Annotated in this window: 17 protein-coding genes and 1 other annotated feature; of the genes, 13 read left to right on the top strand and 4 right to left on the bottom strand. The window is 44.3% G+C overall.

The window, feature by feature from the left end; translation table 11 throughout:
- Positions 1-9: 9 nt before the first annotated feature.
- The gene (locus ACFP56_RS03775) at positions 10-591 is read right to left on the bottom strand and encodes a tRNA (mnm(5)s(2)U34)-methyltransferase (RefSeq protein ID WP_379231271.1); all 582 of its coding nucleotides are present in this window, start codon (positions 589-591) and stop codon (positions 10-12) included.
- Between the two features lie 4 nt (positions 592-595).
- Positions 596-1,558, bottom strand: coding sequence for a TIGR01212 family radical SAM protein (locus ACFP56_RS03770; RefSeq protein ID WP_379231269.1), 963 nt, complete (start codon positions 1,556-1,558; stop codon positions 596-598).
- A gap of 263 nt (positions 1,559-1,821) precedes the next feature.
- On the opposite strand from ACFP56_RS03770, the gene ACFP56_RS03765 reads away from it, so the two are divergent.
- On the top strand, positions 1,822-2,010 hold the full coding sequence (locus ACFP56_RS03765) for a hypothetical protein (protein WP_379231267.1): 189 nt from the start codon (positions 1,822-1,824) through the stop codon (positions 2,008-2,010).
- A 164-nt stretch (positions 2,011-2,174) separates the two neighbouring features.
- A complete protein-coding gene (trmB, locus tag ACFP56_RS03760; protein WP_379231265.1) occupies positions 2,175-2,888 on the top strand; it encodes a tRNA (guanosine(46)-N7)-methyltransferase TrmB in 714 nt (237 codons plus the stop codon).
- A 170-nt stretch (positions 2,889-3,058) separates the two neighbouring features.
- Here the strand turns inward: trmB and ACFP56_RS03755 are convergent, their stop codons facing one another.
- On the bottom strand, positions 3,059-3,625 hold the full coding sequence (locus tag ACFP56_RS03755; protein WP_379231263.1) for a phosphatase PAP2 family protein: 567 nt from the start codon (positions 3,623-3,625) through the stop codon (positions 3,059-3,061).
- Between the two features lie 363 nt (positions 3,626-3,988).
- Here ACFP56_RS03755 and ACFP56_RS03750 point away from each other — a divergent pair, with 363 nt between their 5' ends.
- The 7 genes from ACFP56_RS03750 to ilvN all read left to right on the top strand — a co-directional run bounded on the left by ACFP56_RS03750 (position 3,989) and on the right by ilvN (position 9,879).
- Positions 3,989-5,224 (top strand): glycosyltransferase family 2 protein, encoded by a 1,236-nt coding sequence (locus ACFP56_RS03750; protein ID WP_379231261.1) that lies wholly within the window; start codon positions 3,989-3,991, stop codon positions 5,222-5,224.
- Positions 5,225-5,287: 63 nt separating this feature from the next.
- Positions 5,288-5,446: a sequence feature (ribosomal protein L20 leader region), on the top strand.
- 19 nt (positions 5,447-5,465) lie between these two features.
- Positions 5,466-6,050, top strand: a complete 585-nt coding sequence (gene infC, locus ACFP56_RS03745) for a translation initiation factor IF-3 (RefSeq protein WP_379231259.1) — start codon at positions 5,466-5,468, stop codon at positions 6,048-6,050.
- Positions 6,051-6,083: 33 nt separating this feature from the next.
- Positions 6,084-6,284, top strand: a complete 201-nt coding sequence (gene rpmI / locus ACFP56_RS03740; RefSeq protein ID WP_251666071.1) for a 50S ribosomal protein L35 — start codon at positions 6,084-6,086, stop codon at positions 6,282-6,284.
- 41 nt (positions 6,285-6,325) lie between these two features.
- Complete coding sequence (gene rplT, locus ACFP56_RS03735; protein ID WP_379231256.1) at positions 6,326-6,685, top strand: 50S ribosomal protein L20; 360 nt, start codon at positions 6,326-6,328, stop codon at positions 6,683-6,685.
- Between the two features lie 142 nt (positions 6,686-6,827).
- Positions 6,828-7,184 (top strand): hypothetical protein, encoded by a 357-nt coding sequence (locus ACFP56_RS03730; RefSeq protein ID WP_379231254.1) that lies wholly within the window; start codon positions 6,828-6,830, stop codon positions 7,182-7,184.
- A gap of 467 nt (positions 7,185-7,651) precedes the next feature.
- Positions 7,652-9,397 carry a biosynthetic-type acetolactate synthase large subunit gene (gene ilvB / locus ACFP56_RS03725; RefSeq protein WP_379231252.1) on the top strand — a complete coding sequence of 582 codons (1,746 nt, stop codon included), beginning with the start codon at positions 7,652-7,654 and terminating at the stop codon, positions 9,395-9,397.
- Positions 9,394-9,879, top strand: coding sequence for an acetolactate synthase small subunit (ilvN, locus tag ACFP56_RS03720; RefSeq protein WP_379231250.1), 486 nt, complete (start codon positions 9,394-9,396; stop codon positions 9,877-9,879). The genes ilvB and ilvN overlap by 4 nt, the downstream gene beginning before the upstream one ends.
- An 18-nt stretch (positions 9,880-9,897) precedes the next feature.
- Here ilvN and ACFP56_RS03715 read toward each other — a convergent pair whose 3' ends face one another.
- A complete protein-coding gene (locus ACFP56_RS03715; RefSeq protein WP_379231248.1) occupies positions 9,898-10,344 on the bottom strand; it encodes a hypothetical protein in 447 nt (148 codons plus the stop codon).
- 183 nt (positions 10,345-10,527) lie between these two features.
- On the opposite strand from ACFP56_RS03715, the gene ilvC reads away from it, so the two are divergent.
- The 4 genes from ilvC to ACFP56_RS03695 all read left to right on the top strand — a co-directional run bounded on the left by ilvC (position 10,528) and on the right by ACFP56_RS03695 (position 17,778).
- Complete coding sequence (gene ilvC, locus ACFP56_RS03710; RefSeq protein ID WP_379231246.1) at positions 10,528-11,520, top strand: ketol-acid reductoisomerase; 993 nt, start codon at positions 10,528-10,530, stop codon at positions 11,518-11,520.
- A 251-nt stretch (positions 11,521-11,771) separates the two neighbouring features.
- The gene (leuB, locus tag ACFP56_RS03705) at positions 11,772-12,851 is read left to right on the top strand and encodes a 3-isopropylmalate dehydrogenase (protein WP_379231244.1); all 1,080 of its coding nucleotides are present in this window, start codon (positions 11,772-11,774) and stop codon (positions 12,849-12,851) included.
- 302 nt (positions 12,852-13,153) lie between these two features.
- Entirely contained in the window at positions 13,154-14,665 is a 1,512-nt protein-coding gene (locus ACFP56_RS03700) for a leucyl aminopeptidase (protein WP_379231242.1), read from the top strand.
- 212 nt (positions 14,666-14,877) lie between these two features.
- Positions 14,878-17,778 (top strand): 2-oxoglutarate dehydrogenase E1 component, encoded by a 2,901-nt coding sequence (locus ACFP56_RS03695; protein ID WP_379231240.1) that lies wholly within the window; start codon positions 14,878-14,880, stop codon positions 17,776-17,778.
- Positions 17,779-17,780: the final 2 nt, after the last annotated feature.

Raw genomic sequence — 17,780 nt, 5'->3', positions numbered from 1 at the left:
CGATTAGCTTCAGCGATGTGTGATGTTTTTTCGCTCTACTGCAATAAGATATGGCGCAGCAGGTCGCTGTGGTTGACGATACAGAACGACATTCGCAAGCTCATGAGGCAGTCGTGCTGCCCATTGCTCTACAGCAGCAGCCTCGGTCTCGCCTCCTGCATGACCAGGATACAGCACACAGGTCAGGATGCCGCCAGGCCGAAGCAGGCTAACGCCTTGCTCAAGAGCGCTTAAGGTTGAATGAGGCACTGTTATGATCTGGTGGTCTCCTCCTGGAAAGTAGCCAAGATTAAACATAATTGCAGCAACCGGTGCCGCCGCATAGCTGCTCATCTTGGAATGACTGTCCTTAATTAGCTGCACTGGAGCCAGCTTATTCTGCTCTTCATAAGCCTTCAGGCGTGCCGCAGTTTTGTCCAGCGCATCCTGCTGGATATCGAAAGCAAGCACGCGCCCTTTAGGACCAACAAGTTGTGCAAGCTGCAACGTATCAACGCCGCCCCCGGCAGTAGCATCAATAACTGTTTCACCGCGCTCGACTCGTTCTGCTACCCAGCGCTGAGCCATCGTTAGTACAGAGATAAATCCCATAATCTTAACCCCCTTGTACCCACAGCTTGCCTTGCCATGTATTGCGCCGTCTAAGCTCTCGATCGATTCCATTGAGCACTTCCCATTTTCGCATACTCCACATTGGCCCAATTAGCAGATCGCGAGGCGCATCCCCTGTCAGGCGATGCACAATCATCTCGGGCGGCAAAAACTCAAGCGTATCAACGATAAGCTTAATATATTCATCCTGCTCCAAAAAACGAAGCAGACCGGCTTCATACTGCTTGACCATCGGTGTTTTTCGCATTAGATGCAGCAGATGGATTTTAATGCCCTGTACGTCCATTTTGGCTACCTGACGTCCTGTCTCGAGCATCATCTCATGTGTTTCCTGCGGAAGACCGTAGATGATATGCGTGCAAATGCGTATGTTGCGCTCACGAAGACGCTTGACAGCATCCAGATAGCAAGCTGTATCATGTGCGCGATTAATGAGCTGAGAAGTCGATTCATGAACGGTCTGCAGGCCCATTTCTACCCACAGATAGGTACGCTCATTCAGCTCTGCCAAATAATCAATGACATCATCAGGCAAGCAGTCTGGTCTTGTTGCGATTGATAGCCCGACTACACCGGGCTGCTCTAGAATGACTTCGAAGTAGTCGCGAAGTGTCTCTACAGGGGCATACGTATTGGTATACGCTTGAAAGTATCCGATATATTTGGCATTTGGCCATTTCAGATGCTGACGATCCCGAATCGTATTGAACTGCGTGACGAGATCATCCCTACGGCTTCCAGCGAAGTCTCCAGAACCGCGTGCACTGCAAAACGTACATCCCCCTTTGGCGATGGAACCATCGCGGTTTGGGCAGGTAAACCCAGCATCCAGCATCACCTTGAATACCTTTGTGTCGAACTGCTCGCGCATTTCATAATTCCAGGTATGAAAATTTTTATCGCCCCAAGTAAGAGGCTTATCCAGGGCATGTTGTATATTAATCATGATTTACCTTCCTTTTCACTGCTTCATCCTTAATTGTAACGAAAAAAGTGTTGAAAAGCCATGTTTTCTATTAGCTTGACAGCGGAATGTTCGGGAAAAATAAACAGCCTAAAAGTTTGCTGCCAGCTTGCAAAAGGTTACATGGTATGTTATATTAAAAGTGCGATAAATCAATAAAAAAACCTAACATATACTTTTTGGAAACGGATACAGCTTCGCATAATTTTCTTCATTTTTCATATCCTATGAATGAGGTGATTAATATGGAAAAAACAAAAATTCCACATGGTGACGAAGTCGTAACAGTTGAGTTGACGGTTAAAGAGCTTATTGCATTGACGGGTGTACGTCTGTATGACAACAATTCTTCAAAGATTTCTGCGTACAAGAAATTAAATCATACATTGGAGAAAGCATGGAGCAACGACGAAAAGGATTCGGCACTTGCTTAACGCGCTGGAAGGGCTGGTTCAAATCACATCTGATTTGGAACCGGCCCTTATTTTTTTGCTTATAGATTAAGCAACACTTTTGAAAGGACTTTACAAGCCGCTTGAGATTATGCACAATTATATCTGAGTGATTAGTAGCATACACGAACGAAGGAGATATAGCGATGCGCTTAAGAGGTAGGAAGGGGATTCTTGAAAGTATAGAAGCCCAAAAAGATTTGGTCGTATTAGATGCTTCCCAATATAAAGGAAAATGGCATGAGTTTTTTGGCAACGACCACCCCATTTATGTGGAACTAGGCATGGGAAAAGGGCAGTTTATTAGCCAGATGAGTGTACGCAATCCTGAGATTAATTATATCGGTGTAGATATGTATGATGAGTTGATTCGTCGCGCAAGCGAGAAGGCGCGTGCAGCATGGAGTGAGCATGAAGTGGATTCTCCGCCTAATCTTGCATTGCTGCGTGCCAATATTGAAAACATCGATGAAATGTTCGATGAAGGTGAACTGCAGCGCATTTACTTGAACTTTAGTGATCCGTGGCCTAAGAGCAAGCATGCCCGTCGTCGACTGACTCATCCGCGATTTGTTGAGCGTTATATTCATAAATTAAATGAACAGGGCGAGATTCATTTCAAAACAGATTCGCAATCTTTGTTTGATTTTTCATTGAACAGCTTTGCAGATATGGAGCTTGTTATGCGAAATATTTCGCTTAATCTGCATAAGGATGGTCCACGTGAGGATTTGGTTTTCACTGAATATGAGACAAAGTTTCACCAGATGGGACAGCCTATTTATCGGGTAGAGGTGGTCATTGGTAAACAAGTGCTGCAAGAGCACCGCGAGCAGAAGAAAACCAAATATCGCATGTAGCTATACTGGCAAAAGAAATCGGGCTGTCCAATTCGCGATTACGTGAAAGGGACAGCCCGATTATATTATCCGTTATTTATAATAGAAGGAACGTTGCAAAACAGCGAGAAAAATCAGGTTTTGTCGATTCGAAACTTCCTATATAGTACACTACTGTTCGATACGTCGTATTAATTGCCAGTTGGTGTATGCCAGAAGTATTGGATTGCCATAGCGGTAAGTGTGCCGATCAGCCCACCGACAAGTACATCAGATGGGTAATGCAGTCCTAGATACATGCGAGACCATCCAACCGAAACTGCGATGATCAGTGCCAGTGGTACGACAAAAAACGGGAACAGCGAGGCATTTAACACGATCGGGATAATAAAGGCGAATATTGCCGTTGTATGACCTGACGGGAATGAAGGATCTGCCAGCGGCTTTAGTCCTGTATTGACATCGGGCAGCTCTTGATAAGGACGTAATCGTTTAAATTTGTATTTCAAAAGTGCTACAGGAATGTGACTGATTGCTAAAGCAGCAAGACATTTCCAGCCTACTGTCGAAATTTCGCCACGACCTAATAATGCAATAAGCAAGGAGCAGCAAATTGTAAAGGTAGCTCCTCCGAAGTGAGTAATTGAACTCATCCAGCGATGCAGAAAACGATAGCCGAATGTATGGTTAAGGCGTCGGTTAGCCCAAATTAATAATCGATTTTCGTGGATGCGCAACCAGCTAATCCATTTTTCCATGTATGACATCCTTCCACAATATCCAGTCCGTAACTGATTAATTTTGCTCGTACATAAGTATACTATACCATTTTAGCTATATTTATGGGTAATAGAAACATTTATTTATGGTAAAGCTAACAATAATCTAAGCGGTTTTCCTTGTCAAAAATTACGAGAAACGGAACATTCATAAGCTTTGCAAAGAAAATGGCAGCAGCGTGAAAGATGCAAACGCTTTTCCAGCCAATTGTGGCTTTAATCTAATTTTGACAAGAATAAGCTTTAGACTGCACAATCGTATGGTTGTGATTATTAGACAGAGAGAACCGATCACAATCGCTTCACCAAACGAAGTAAGATGTGTTAAGGGGGCTATGCAACATGTTTTTTACAGTGGCATTTATCGTTGTTCAAGTTTTCTTGGCAATTATCGCGCTGTACCAGTTTTCGCTTTCGCTATTCGGTTTCAAAAAACATATAAGCAGACCGAAGCAAAAGCCGCAAAAGTCGTTTGCTGTTCTAGTTGCAGCTCACAACGAAGAAAAAGTAGTCGGTGCGCTCATTGAAAACTTAAAGGCGATGGATTATCCGAAAGAGCTGTACGACATTTTTGTAATTTGTGACAACTGTACAGATGCTACAGCGGACATCGTTCGCGAGCATGGCGTATATGCCTGTGAACGAAGCAATGACAAACAGCGTGGCAAGGGCTACGCGATTGAATGGATGCTCAAGGAGTTGTGGGCGATGCCGCGTCAGTATGATGCGATCGTCATGTTTGATGCTGACAATTTGGTAAACGAAGATTTCTTAAAGCTAATGAACGATGATTTATGTGCTGGGCATAAAGTTATTCAAGGTTATTTGGACACAAAAAATCCGAGCGACTCATGGGTTACAGCGGCTTATGCAATTACGTATTGGTACTGCAACCGTTTATGGCAGCTGTCTCGCATGAATTTGAACATGAGTAATTTCCTTGGTGGCACGGGCATGTGTTTTGACTCCAAGCTGCTTAAGGAGATGGGCTGGGGAGCTACGAGTCTTGTCGAAGATCTCGAGTTTTCGATGCGCTGTGTGAAGCGCAATGTATATCCGGTGCTGAATTACGAAGCGAAGGTATACGATGAAAAGCCTGTCACATTCAAAGCTTCAGCGCGTCAGCGTTTGCGCTGGATGCAAGGTCACTTTAACGTGGCTCGTAATTATTTCTTCCCGCTGCTATGGGCAGGTATTAAAGAGCGGAATCTGACCAAAATTGATTCTGCTGTCTACTCGATCTCTGTATACAATACGTTGATTGGATTTTTATTAACGGTATTTTTATGGATTGATCTTATCGTACCAGCGGATAATATTATTATTTCGATTTACAGCCAATTTCCAATTTGGTTTGTAGCTATCGTGATCGCGTGCTCGGTGCTTCCTTTCCCAGCTGCGATGCTTATCGAGGGGGTACGGTCATGGAAGATGTATGCCCATCTGCTTACACTGCCGTTTTTCTTGATTTCATGGTGGCCAATCACGTTTTACGCATTCTTTACGCAAAACAACAAAGTATGGAGTCATACTGAGCATACGCGTGTGGTTCGAATCGAAGAAGTGCGGGGTAAATGATTCAACGAATAGCGTTGACACTGTGAATTGTCTATGCTATAGTTACTAAGGTATGTGAATACATTGCACAAGCAGAAGCGCCCGCTTCTCACCTGATTGGCTTTATTGCTGACTGGTTCGCGATGAACGAATGCATAATTAAGCATATGCTTGTCGTATGTTTTATGGATACATTACGTTTGTTCGATGCGGGTTCGACTGAACCCGCATTTTTTATTTTGTGCAGAAGCTATTTTGATTTATGCTTCACTTTCGTGGAAATGGAAGCATAAAATCAATCATTGTGAAAAAATTTAGGAGGTGTAACACTATTAGCAGAGATCATCAAATCAACGACGATATTCGTGCAAGAGAGGTCCGTTTAGTCGGTCCTGAAAGTGAACAACTTGGAATTAAGCCGCTTCGTGAAGCGTTGCAAATGGCTGCTGACATGAATCTTGATCTTGTAAACGTTGCTCCAACAGCTAAACCACCAGTATGCCGTATTATGGACTATGGTAAATTCCGCTACGAGCAGCAGAAGAAAGAGAAAGAAGCCCGCAAAAACCAAAAGATTGTAGATGTGAAGGAAGTTTGGTTCCGTGCGAACATCGAGGAACACGACTATCAAACAAAATACCGTAACGTAGTGAAGTTTCTTAAGGACGGAGACAAAGTGAAAGCGTCTGTGCGCTTCCGCGGCCGTGAAATTACACATGCGGATATTGGTCAACGCATTTTGAATCGTTTGGCATCTGAGGTTGCCGAAATATGCAATGTTGAGCGCGCTCCTAAGCTTGAAGGCCGGAGCATGATTATGATTTTGGCACCAAAAAGCAACAACTAAGCTGTACTATTACTTTTAAGGAGGATAACACAAATGCCTAAAATGAAAACACACAGCAGTCTTAAAGACCGCTTCAAAATTACTGGAACAGGTAAAGTGAAACGCTATAAAGCTTACAGAAACCACTTGCTGTCTCACAAGTCTGGACGTCAAAAACGCGTTCTTGCAGGTCAACCACTTATGGCAGCTGGCGACGTTCGTCGTATTCAGCAAGGTCTGTCTAATCTTAAATAATTCAACAATAAATTGATTATATCTACAGGAGGTTTCTATTCATGGCAAGAGTCAAGGGCGGATTTGTCCGCACACGTCGTCGCAAAAGAATTCTTAAACTAGCTAAAGGCTATTTCGGTTCCAAACACCGTTTATTTAAAACCGCGAAGGAGCAAGTAGGTAAGTCTCTAATGTACGCTTACCGCGACCGTCGCAACAAAAAACGTGATTTCCGCAGACTTTGGATCGTTCGTATCAATGCTGCAGCACGTATCAATGGTCTATCCTACAGCAAATTCATGCACGGCTTGAAACTTGCTGGCGTTGAAGTTAACCGTAAAATGCTAGCTGATCTAGCAGTTAACGATATCGCTTCTTTCAACGCGCTAGCAGCAGTTGCTAAAGATAAAGTTAGTGCTTAATGAATTGATCGTGATAATAAAAGGCTCTACACCTGTTCTATGGACAAGTGTAGAGCCTTTTTGACTTTGAGGGGACATACATACATTCCTGTCCGACCACCTTTGCATACAATACAGTAGTTTGTAAAGGAGGTGCAAGATCGTGAGAGGAATACGAGCAATAAGAAAGGCTTCGTTGAGAAAGCATATCGGACGGTATATTCAAGTTAGACAAAGAGATGGCTCTATCGTAAGAGGAAAGCTTGTCGCCGTGGATCAACACCGCGTATATATTAAACCGATAAGAAGAAACAGTAAAGGAAAGCCAGTTACTAGCAACTGGATCATCGCACTGTTTCTTTTAGGCATTGTATTTGTTGGCATATTCGCCTTCTGGGGCGCAAGATGGGGCGCTGGCTGGGGCGGAGGCTATGGCTATGGCGGCGGATACGGGTATGGTGGAGGTTATGGATACGGCGGCGGATATGGTTATAGAAAAAAACGACCATATTACGTATAAACAGTACGTTTTATGGTAAACTAACAAAAAGGCTATCACTTAGTAGTTGACGTTTCTAATTAATCGTCATATAATGATGAAAAGAAAATCCACTGCATATTTATAATGTATTCAGTGAATAATAATCGGCATCGATGAGGAAGAAGTATTAGGGCTCTACTGCTCAGAGAGTGTTGGATTAGCTGAGACCAACGCCGGAATCCCTTTATACGAGTCACCTCGGAGCTATTCTCCTGAACAGCACTGCTTATTAGGGGGAGTCGCAAGGCAAGCGTTAACGTGCTATAGGTAGAATTTGTTATGTGTATTTATACGCGCTTATTCGACCTGCTAAGGTTATTTATCGCAAGATAGATAACGAATATGGGTGGTACCACGGAAGATAAACCTTTCGTCCCTGTACACTTTTTTAGGATAAAGTGTCAGTGGATGAAAGGTTTTTTTGCTTTTCGAGAGGAGGATTACTTATGGCAACAACGAATGTCATTACGAAGTCAAGAGCAGAATTAATGGAGAAGTTTTCCAAGCCGGAAGTGATTTCAGGATCTGAAATTTTGCTGCGCAGTCTATTGCTTGAAGGTGTGGATTGTGTATTCGGTTATCCAGGTGGCGCGGTTTTGTATATTTATGATGCGATGCATGATAATCCGGATTTCAACCATCTCCTAACGAGACATGAGCAAGGCGCTATTCATGCAGCAGACGGCTACGCACGTGCAAGCGGCAAAGTAGGCGTATGTATTGCAACATCTGGTCCGGGAGCAACGAACCTGGTAACAGGGATCGCTACAGCATATATGGATTCTGTACCATTAGTTGTCATTACTGGCAATGTAATGAGTACACTGATTGGAACAGATGCATTCCAAGAAGCCGATATTACAGGCATCACAATGCCAATTACTAAGCACAGCTATTTGGTACGCGATGTAAAAGACTTGCCGCGTGTCATTCATGAAGCATTCCATATTGCGAACACTGGCCGTAAAGGACCGGTACTCATTGATATTCCGAAGGATGTTTCGGCTGCAAAAACGTTGTTTAAGCCTGTTGAAGAAGTTAGTATTCGCGGGTATAACCCTACCGTTTCGCCAAACAAGCTTCAGGTTGACAAGATGATTCAGGCGATCAAGGAAGCCAAGCGTCCGATTATTCTTGCAGGCGGCGGTGTAGTTTACTCTGGTGCTCATGAAGAGCTATTAGAATTTGTAAACAAAACGGATATTCCGATTACGACAACCTTGCTCGGTCTAGGTGGTTTCCCTAGCGGTCATGAGCTGTGGCTTGGTATGCCAGGGATGCATGGTACGTATACAGCCAACAACTCCTTGCAAAAAGCAGATCTGCTAATCAATATTGGTGCTCGATTCGATGATCGCGTAACGGGTAAGCTGTCTGGCTTTGCGCCACACGCGAAGATTGTTCATATCGATATTGATCCAGCTGAAATCGGTAAAAACGTACATGCGGACATTCCAATTGTAGGTGATGTGAAAACCGTGTTGCAGGTTGCCAATCAATCGGCTGCTCGTGCTGAGCTTGCAGATGAATGGAGAAAAGAAGTGCTAGCTTCAAAAGCAGCGCATCCATTCAAATACATCGATTCTGATGAAGAGCTTAAGCCGCAATGGGTTATTGAAATGATCCATGAAACGACAAACGGTGATGCAATTGTAACAACGGATGTTGGTCAGCATCAAATGTGGGCTGCTCAATACTATAAATTCAACAAGCCGCGCTCTTGGGTAACGTCTGGCGGACTAGGAACAATGGGCTTTGGATTCCCGTCTGCAATCGGTGCGCAAATGGCTAATCCGGATCGTATGGTCGTATCCATCAATGGCGATGGCGGCATGCAAATGTGCGCGCAGGAGCTTGCGATATGTGCAATTAACAATATTCCGGTTAAAGTTGTTATTCTCAACAACCAGGTACTGGGTATGGTTAGACAATGGCAGGAGCTTATTCACGAAAACCGCTTCAGTCATATCGACCTAGCGGGAAGTCCTGATTTCGTGAAGCTTGCAGAGGCTTACGGAGTAAAAGGCTTCCGTGCAACAGGAAAAGACGACGCACGCAAGGTTTGGGAGGAAGCGATGAATCATCCGGGACCTGCTGTCGTTGAGTTTGTTGTACGACGCGATGAAAATGTATATCCGATGGTTCCTCAAGGCGGCACAATCGATCAAATGATTATGGGGGATGCAGAATGATGAAGCATACGATCGCAGTTATTGTGAACGATCAGCCAGGCGTTCTGCAGCGCGTGTCTGGTCTATTTGGTAGACGTGGTTTCAATATTGAGAGCATTACAGTGGGTGCCTCTGAAGAGGTTGGCTTATCACGTATGGTTATCGTCACTTCTGGCGATGACCATACGCTAGAGCAAATTACGAAGCAGCTGTACAAATTGATCGATGTCATTAAGGTTATCGATCTTAGTGCAAATCCGATGGTGTCACGTGAGCTGGCGCTTATTAAGGTACAAGCTGAGCATTCAGCTCGTCCAGAAATTTTAGGCGTTGTGGATACGTTCCGCGCCTCAGTAGTCGATATTTCCACTCATTCCTTAATGGTTCAGGTGGTAGGCGATACTGAGAAAATCGATGCTATGATTGAACTGCTCAAGCCTTACGGCATTCGTGAAATTTCACGAACTGGGGTTACAGCATTGAACCGCGGAAACGTAAAGTAAGTGGAAGAGGAAGTTCAACTATACGACTTTGATGACGATGTGCATTCGATGTAGTGGATTCGACATCGAAGCTTGAACGCTAGCGAAAACTCCGGTACTCACGTACCAAAAACGTACGCTGCGTTCCTCGATTTCTACTAGCGGCCAATCTTCTTGGTCCTGAAAGCCGAATAGTTGAACCTCTATTGGAAGAGGAAGTTCAATAGTCCGAAGTTGATTGCGAAGTAACGCGTTGACGTATACTCGGCATCGAATATGGAACGCTACCGAAGGGCAATGCTTTCGAAGTATGTTTTCTGCGAAAACATTGTAGCTCACGTACCAAAACCGTACGCTGCGTTCCTCGATTTCTACTAGCGGCCAATCTTCTTGGTCCTGAAAGCCGAATAGTTGAACCTCTATTAGAAGAGGAAGTTCAATAGTCCGAAGTTGATTGCGAGCTCCAGCGGAGCTTACTATCTCCATAAGCGCACCTCATTCCAAAAGAATGTTAAGCGATGGAGAAAGTAAGCGGAGCAATGAAGAAACTCTAGTAAAAACATGATATGATAGCTATAACCCCATTTTTGAACGGGGATGTAAGAGGGAGAGTGTCTCTTTCTTACATACCCGTTCAAAAGGGTCAACTTAAAGGAGGCAATTATAGAAATGGCAGTTACATTGTATTATGAAAAAGACGCTGATTTTAGCGTACTAAATGGAAAAACAATTGCGGTTATCGGTTACGGTAGCCAAGGTCATGCACAAGCACAAAACCTTCGTGATAGCGGTGCGAAAGTTGTTATCGGTCTTCGTCCTGGTAAATCTGCAGACGTTGCTAAAAAAGACGGTTTTGAAGTATTAACTGTTGCTGAAGCTACTAAAATTGCTGACATCGTTCAAATTCTTCTTCCAGACGAGACTCAAGCTCGTGTATACAAAGAAGAAATTGAGCCTAACCTTAAACAAGGCGCTGCGCTTATGTTCTCTCATGGCTTCAACGTTCATTTCGGACAAATCCAGCCATCTGCAGACAAAGACGTGTTCTTGGTTGCTCCAAAATCTCCAGGTCATATGGTACGTCGTACGTATGAAGAAGGCTTTGGCGTTCCTGGTCTAATCGCAATCTATCAAGATGCTACTGGTAAAGCAAAAGATCTAGGTCTTGCTTATGCTAAAGGTATCGGTTGTACACGCGCAGGCGTTATTGAAACAACTTTCAAAGAAGAAACAGAAACTGACCTATTTGGTGAGCAAGCTGTTCTTTGCGGTGGTGCAACTGCACTAGTTAAAGCTGGTTTCGAAACATTGGTTGAAGCTGGCTATGCACCAGAAATGGCATACTTCGAGTGCTTGCATGAGCTTAAGCTTATCGTTGACTTGATGTATGAAGGTGGACTAGCTACTATGCGTGATTCCATCTCCAACACAGCTGAATACGGCGACTATGTAACAGGTCCTCGTATCGTTACAGACGAAACGAAAAAAGCAATGAAAGCAGTATTGGAAGATATCCAAGCTGGTCGCTTTGCACGGGACTTCATCCTTGAGAACCAATCTGGTTTTGCAATGATGAACGCAACTCGTCGTAACGAAGCAGCTCATCCTATCGAGCAAACAGGTAAACAGCTTCGTGAATTGATGCACTGGATCAAAAAGTAATAACTACTAAACTTTGATTCCATATAGAACGTCCAGCCATATGCATATAGTGCGTATGACTGGACGTTTTTTTCGATGATCATTCAATCGTCCCTTTATAGTTGGAACCTATAATCTCAATAGATTTTATATCTTAGTCAAGTCTAGTACTTTAAGGTTATAATGGATAAAAGCATTCATATGAAGTTCGAAACGATTAAGCAATACGCTTAGCCAGAAAATGAACTAATAATGATTAAGGAGTGTCACACATGTCTGAAGTGAAAAAAATTGCTGTTCTTGGCGGAGACGGCATTGGTCCTGAGGTTGTAGGGGAAGCGCTTAAAGTTCTAAAGAAAACAGAAGAGCTATTTGGATATAAATTCGAAACGGAGCAAGCGTTGTTTGGCGGTATCGCGATTGACGAAAAAGGTACACCGCTTCCGCAGGAAACGTTGGATCTATGTCTTGCATCTGATGCGGTATTGCTTGGTGCTGTAGGCGGACCTAAATGGGATAGCAATCCGGCTGCACTACGTCCTGAAACAGGCTTGCTAGGCATTCGCAAGGCGTTGGGTCTATTCTCCAACATTCGCCCTGCAACTGTATTTGACTGCTTGAAGGATGCATCAACACTAAAACCGGAAGTGCTTGAAGGTACGGATCTAATCGTTGTTCGTGAGTTGACTGGCGGTATCTACTTCGGTGAAAAATCCCGTCGTGACACAGAAAATGGTCAAGAAGCAATTGATACTTGTGTATACAATGAGAAAGAAGTAGAGCGTATTGTGCGTCAAGCTTTCGATATTGCGATGACACGCAGCAAACGTCTTGCTTCTGTTGATAAAGCAAACGTGCTTGAAACTTCACGCTTGTGGAGAGAGGTTGTTATTCGTGTAGCAGCTGATTATCCTGAGGTGGAGCTTGAGCATGTATTGGTTGACAACTGTGCCATGCAGCTGCTTCGCCGCCCGGCAAGCTTTGATGTAATCGTTACTGAAAATATGTTTGGTGATATCCTTTCTGATGAAGCAGCAATGCTTACAGGCTCGATCGGAATGCTGTCCTCCGCTTCACTTGGTGAAGGCAGCTTTGGTCTTTATGAACCAGTACACGGCTCTGCACCGGATATTGCAGGTCAAGGCATCTCTAATCCGATTGCCACAATTCTGTCTGTAGCGCTTATGTTCCGTTTAACATTTGGCTACCACGATGCGGCTCAAGCTATTGAAGATGCGGTGAAAGAAGTGCTGGATGCTGGTCATCGTACTGGCGACATCGCCGTTGATAAGAGCAAGGCAATTGGTACAACAGCAATGGGTGATTTGATCATTGCAGCTATGAAAAAATAATAAGCTTTCCTATTTAAAAGGGTAATCATGTGCGCAGCATGATTACCCTTTTTTATATGTCTTCAGCTGCTCGTTCGGAAAAAGTAATGTGTAAGCACTAGTCATAAAGTGCAAACACGACTCGGCTCGAGTAAAAGACGTGTCATAAATCCATCATAAATGATTTGTATTTTTCAGCATAAGCCGCGTAAGCTATTATTAAGTAGGAAAATTTAAGCAAATTGCCTTATGATAAAAGAAGACGTACAATAGTATGGCATTATTATATTTATAGCTACTTACACTGGTTTAATGTTGGAGGGATGTTATTGGCTACATATAGATATGAAGATATGGCTTCTAAAGCAGATGGATTGATAATACCTGTTACGATAGCTGAGCTGGAAGCATTAAAGCAAGGACAGACGCTTGTCCAAGCAGCAATTGATGAACAATTAAAGCATATGCTGACAAATGGAGTATTGAAAGCAAAAACAGGGCAAACTGCGGCTATTGCTACGCTAGGCTTGCTGCCGCAGCAGATCGTTATTGTGCTTGTTATAGACGACGGGGCGGTGGAGCTGCGCGAAGCATTCGCACAAGCAGCCGTTCATGTTAGGAGCAACAAGCTGCACACGATAGCGATTGATATTAGTTCGAATGCTGTTTCCGAGGCATTGCAACAACAAAATGGTCTTCGTCATGGAGTGAAGGCTGCGCTGGAAGGGTTGAAGCTGGCGTTGTATGAGCGTTCATGGCTGCGTAAGGCAGAACAGACGTTTTTTGATCTGAAGCAAATTAATTTTGTACTAAATGACGATCAACTAAAACAGCAAAGCGATATTGAAGCAGCCGTGCGAGAAGCTGACCATATGATAGAAAGTGTAAAGCTCGCAAGAGACTTGACTAATATGTCGGGTAATGACTTGACGCCTGAACGACTAGCGTTTTATGCAGAAGAGATGGCGCAAAAGCTTGATCTCGATATTGAAGTACTGGATGAGTGGAGCTGCGCGGAGGAGCAAATGGGTGGCTTGCTTGGCGTCGGTCAAGGCAGTGTCAACCCACCGCGAATGATCGTTATTCATTACGAGGGCGATCCAGATTCCTCAGAAAAATGGGGACTTGTCGGAAAAGGCATTACGTTTGATACAGGCGGTATTTCGTTAAAGCCGTCTGCCAGCATGGAGGAAATGATTTCGGATATGGGTGGTGCCGCAGCTGTACTTGGTGCGATTCATGCGATTGCATCGATGAAGGTGAAGGCCAATGTGCTGGCTGTCATCCCTACTGCGGAAAATATGCCTTCTGATCGCGCGCTTAAACCAGGGGACGTGATTCGTACGATGAGCGGTTACACCGTTGAGGTTGTGAATACCGATGCAGAAGGACGATTAGTGCTTGTTGATGGAATAACGACAGCGATTAAGCGTGGTGCAACCAAGCTGATTGATGTGGCAACGCTAACTGGTGCTGTACTCGTTGCACTAGGAACAGAAGCGACAGGCGCGGTAACGAATAACGAGGAACTGTTCGCACAACTTGTTGCTGCATCGGAAAAAAGCGGAGAACGTGTATGGCAGCTTCCTGCATATGCTGATTACAAGAAATTAATCGAAAGTGACGTTGCTGATCTTAAAAACAGCGGCGGTCGCTACGCTGGATCGATTACAGCCGGATTGTTCATTGGACATTTTGTGGAGGATAAGCCATGGGTGCATTTGGACATTGCGGGCACTGCTTATCTTAAAGGTTCACGCAGATGGGAGCCAAAAGGAGCAACAGGTGTGATGGTCCGTACACTTTATGAATTAATATCTGAAAAAGATCGATAGAGCGAAAATAGGCTAGAAATCATTAGAATCTATACGTGATTTCGATGAAACCGATGCCAAAAGAGCTATTGAAGCCTTTTCATTATTGTACTAGAATATAGAGAAGTTACGAACCTGTGACAAGGTTTCGAGCTTCTCTTTTCAATATTAGTGCGTGAGCACGAATAACAATATCAAGATCGAAAAGTATAGAGAGGGTGGAATATACTGCAATGAGCATCCATGATGAGCGCAATTCTTCTCCTTGGAAGAGTTACTATGGTCCTAACTATGGTTATGTGCAGGAGCAATATGAGCTTTATTTGCAAGACCCGAATCTGGTAGACCCTTCCGTTCGTGAGCTATTTGTACGATGGGGCGAGCCTCCAAGCGAATTTGTTACTGAATCTGTAATCGATTCAGCGAGCAATGGCTCTTCAGCGCGAGCTTCGCTAATAGGAAATAACATCCAGCTAGACAATCATTTGATCCAAAAGGTAGTAGCTGCACACCAATTGATGCTGAATATTCGCCGTTATGGGCATCTTGGAGCAGATATTAATCCTCTTGATTTGAGCCCGAAAGCTGATACAAAGCTTTTGGAGCCGAAAACTTTTGGCTTAACAAAGCAAGATCTTGAAGCTATTCCTGCGTCACTTATTTGGAATAACGCACCTAACACGATTTCAAATGGTTGGGAGGCTATTTTGCGCCTGCGTGAAATTTACGCTCGTTCCGCTGCGTATGAATTTACTCATATCCATGATGAACAAGAGCGCGAGTGGCTTTTCAAACAAGCAGAATCAGGCTCATTCCCTGCGCCGTTATCTGCTCGTGAGAAGGAAGCGTTGCTTGAAAGACTTCTACAAGTTGAAATGTTCGAAAACTTTATTCATAAAACATTTGTTGGTCAAAAACGATTCTCCATTGAAGGATTAGACATGCTGGTTCCTGTACTTGATGAAATTGTTCGTACAGTTGCACACGATGGAGCACAGCATATTTTGATGGGCATGGCGCATCGCGGTCGTCTTAACGTATTGGCGCATGTTCTTGGAAAACCGTACGAAACGATTTTTTCTGAATTCCATCATTCACCGAATAAAGCGCTTGAAAGCGCTAAAAACCTAAATTATGGATGGACCGGTGACGTCAAGTATCACCTTGGTGCAGATCGCGCCGTTCGTGAAGGCGAAACTGTTCGCGCCAACATTACACTAGCGAATAATCCGTCACATCTGGAGTTTGTCAATCCGGTTGTAGAAGGCTATACGCGTGCTGCGCAAGAAAACCGTACAGCACCAGGATATCCGAAGCAAGATTTGCATGCTGCTGTGACAATTTGCGTACATGGCGATGCTGCATTTATCGGTGAAGGCATTGTTGCCGAAACGTTGAACTTTAATAATTTGGATGGATATCGTAACGGTGGTACAATTCACATTATTGCAAATAACCGTCTTGGCTTTACAACGAATAGTAACGATTCTCGCTCTACTCATTATGCGAGTGATCTAGCGAAAGGCTTCGATCTTCCGATTGTGCATGTAAATGCGGATGATCCAGAGGCTTGTCTTGCTGCGGTCAGATTAGCATGTGAATATCGTCTGCGCTTTAACAAGGGCTTCGTTATCGATCTAATCGGCTATCGCCGCTACGGACATAATGAAATGGACGATCCAGAAGGAACGCAACCATTGATGTACAAGGTGATTCGCAATCACCCAACGGTTAGTACGTTGTATGCGAACCAGCTTGTTGAGAAAAATGTAATGACGAAGGAGCAGGTTGAAGGCTTGCGCAACAAAACAGCGGACGTACTTCAACAAGCTTATGCTGCTATGAAGGCGAAGGAAGGCAAAAGACCGAAGCGTGAGAAGGCAGAGGGCTTTATCGTACCTGAGGATGTTAAAACGTCCGTTCCGATCGAGCAGCTTCGTGAAATTAATCTTGAAATGCTAAACCGTCCGGAAGGATTTAACGAATATAGCAAGCTGCAGCGTATTTTGCAGCGCAGAGCAGTGAGCTTGAACGATGGTGAAAAGGTAGACTGGGCGCATGCAGAAGCACTTGCATTTGCAACGATTCTCGCAGACGGAACACCGATCCGTATGAGCGGTCAGGATTCTGAGCGCGGAACATTCTCACATCGTCATATCGTCCTAAATGATAATGTCACAGGAGAGAAATTCTCACCTCTGCATTATATACCGCAAGCAAAGGCATCATTTGCGATTCATAACTCACCGTTATCGGAAACAGCGGTGCTGGGCTTCGAATATGGCTACAACGTGTTCTCTCCAGAGACATTTGTAATCTGGGAAGCGCAATATGGCGATTTTGCGAACGTAGCACAAGTTATTTTCGATCAATTTATTAGTGCAGGACGAGCAAAATGGTCACAAAAATCAGGAATCGCGATCCTATTGCCTCATGGCTATGAGGGGCAAGGTCCTGAGCACTCCAGTGCGCGTCTTGAACGTTTCTTGCAGCTTTCAGCTGATAACAACTGGACAGTTGCCAATCTGACTAGCGCTGCTCAATACTTCCATTTGCTGCGCAAACAAGCGAAAATGCTTGGCAGCGAGAACGTTCGTCCGTTGGTGCTGATGGCACCTAAGAGCTTGATCCGAAACCCGCGTGTTGCAGATCACGGCGTCGAGTTTAGCGAAGGCTCATTTAAGCCAGTACTGCCGCAGTTCAGCTTGACAGAAGCGAAGGCACAGCGTGATAAGGTTAAACGATTGGTGCTTGGTACGGGTAAGGTGATGGTTGATCTGGAGGAAGCAATGTCTTCTGGAACTCCAGCAGACTATGAATGGCTGCGTACTGCTCGCATCGAACAATTGTATCCATTCCCTCAAGCTGAAGTGGAACGCATTATCAAGTTGTTCCCGAATCTGGAGGAGATCGTTTGGATACAGGAAGAGCCTAAAAACATGGGCTCATGGTGGTACATGGAACCGAAACTTCATGCACTAGCTCCAAGCAAGGTGAAGGTAGGCTATATTGGACGCCAGGAACGTGCAAGTACGGCAAGCGGTCATCAATCGGTTCATGTAAGAGAGCAGCAAGAAATTATTTCAACGACGTTAAATGGCCAGCCATTTGAATCGAATATCGTTAGGGGGTAGCA

The sequence above is a fragment of the Paenibacillus septentrionalis genome, assembly GCF_042659865.1.
Taxonomy (GTDB): Bacteria; Bacillota; Bacilli; order Paenibacillales; family Paenibacillaceae; genus Pristimantibacillus; species Pristimantibacillus septentrionalis.
Note: the sequence above shows the minus strand (reverse complement) of the source record. Positions and strands in the feature narration are given on the sequence as shown.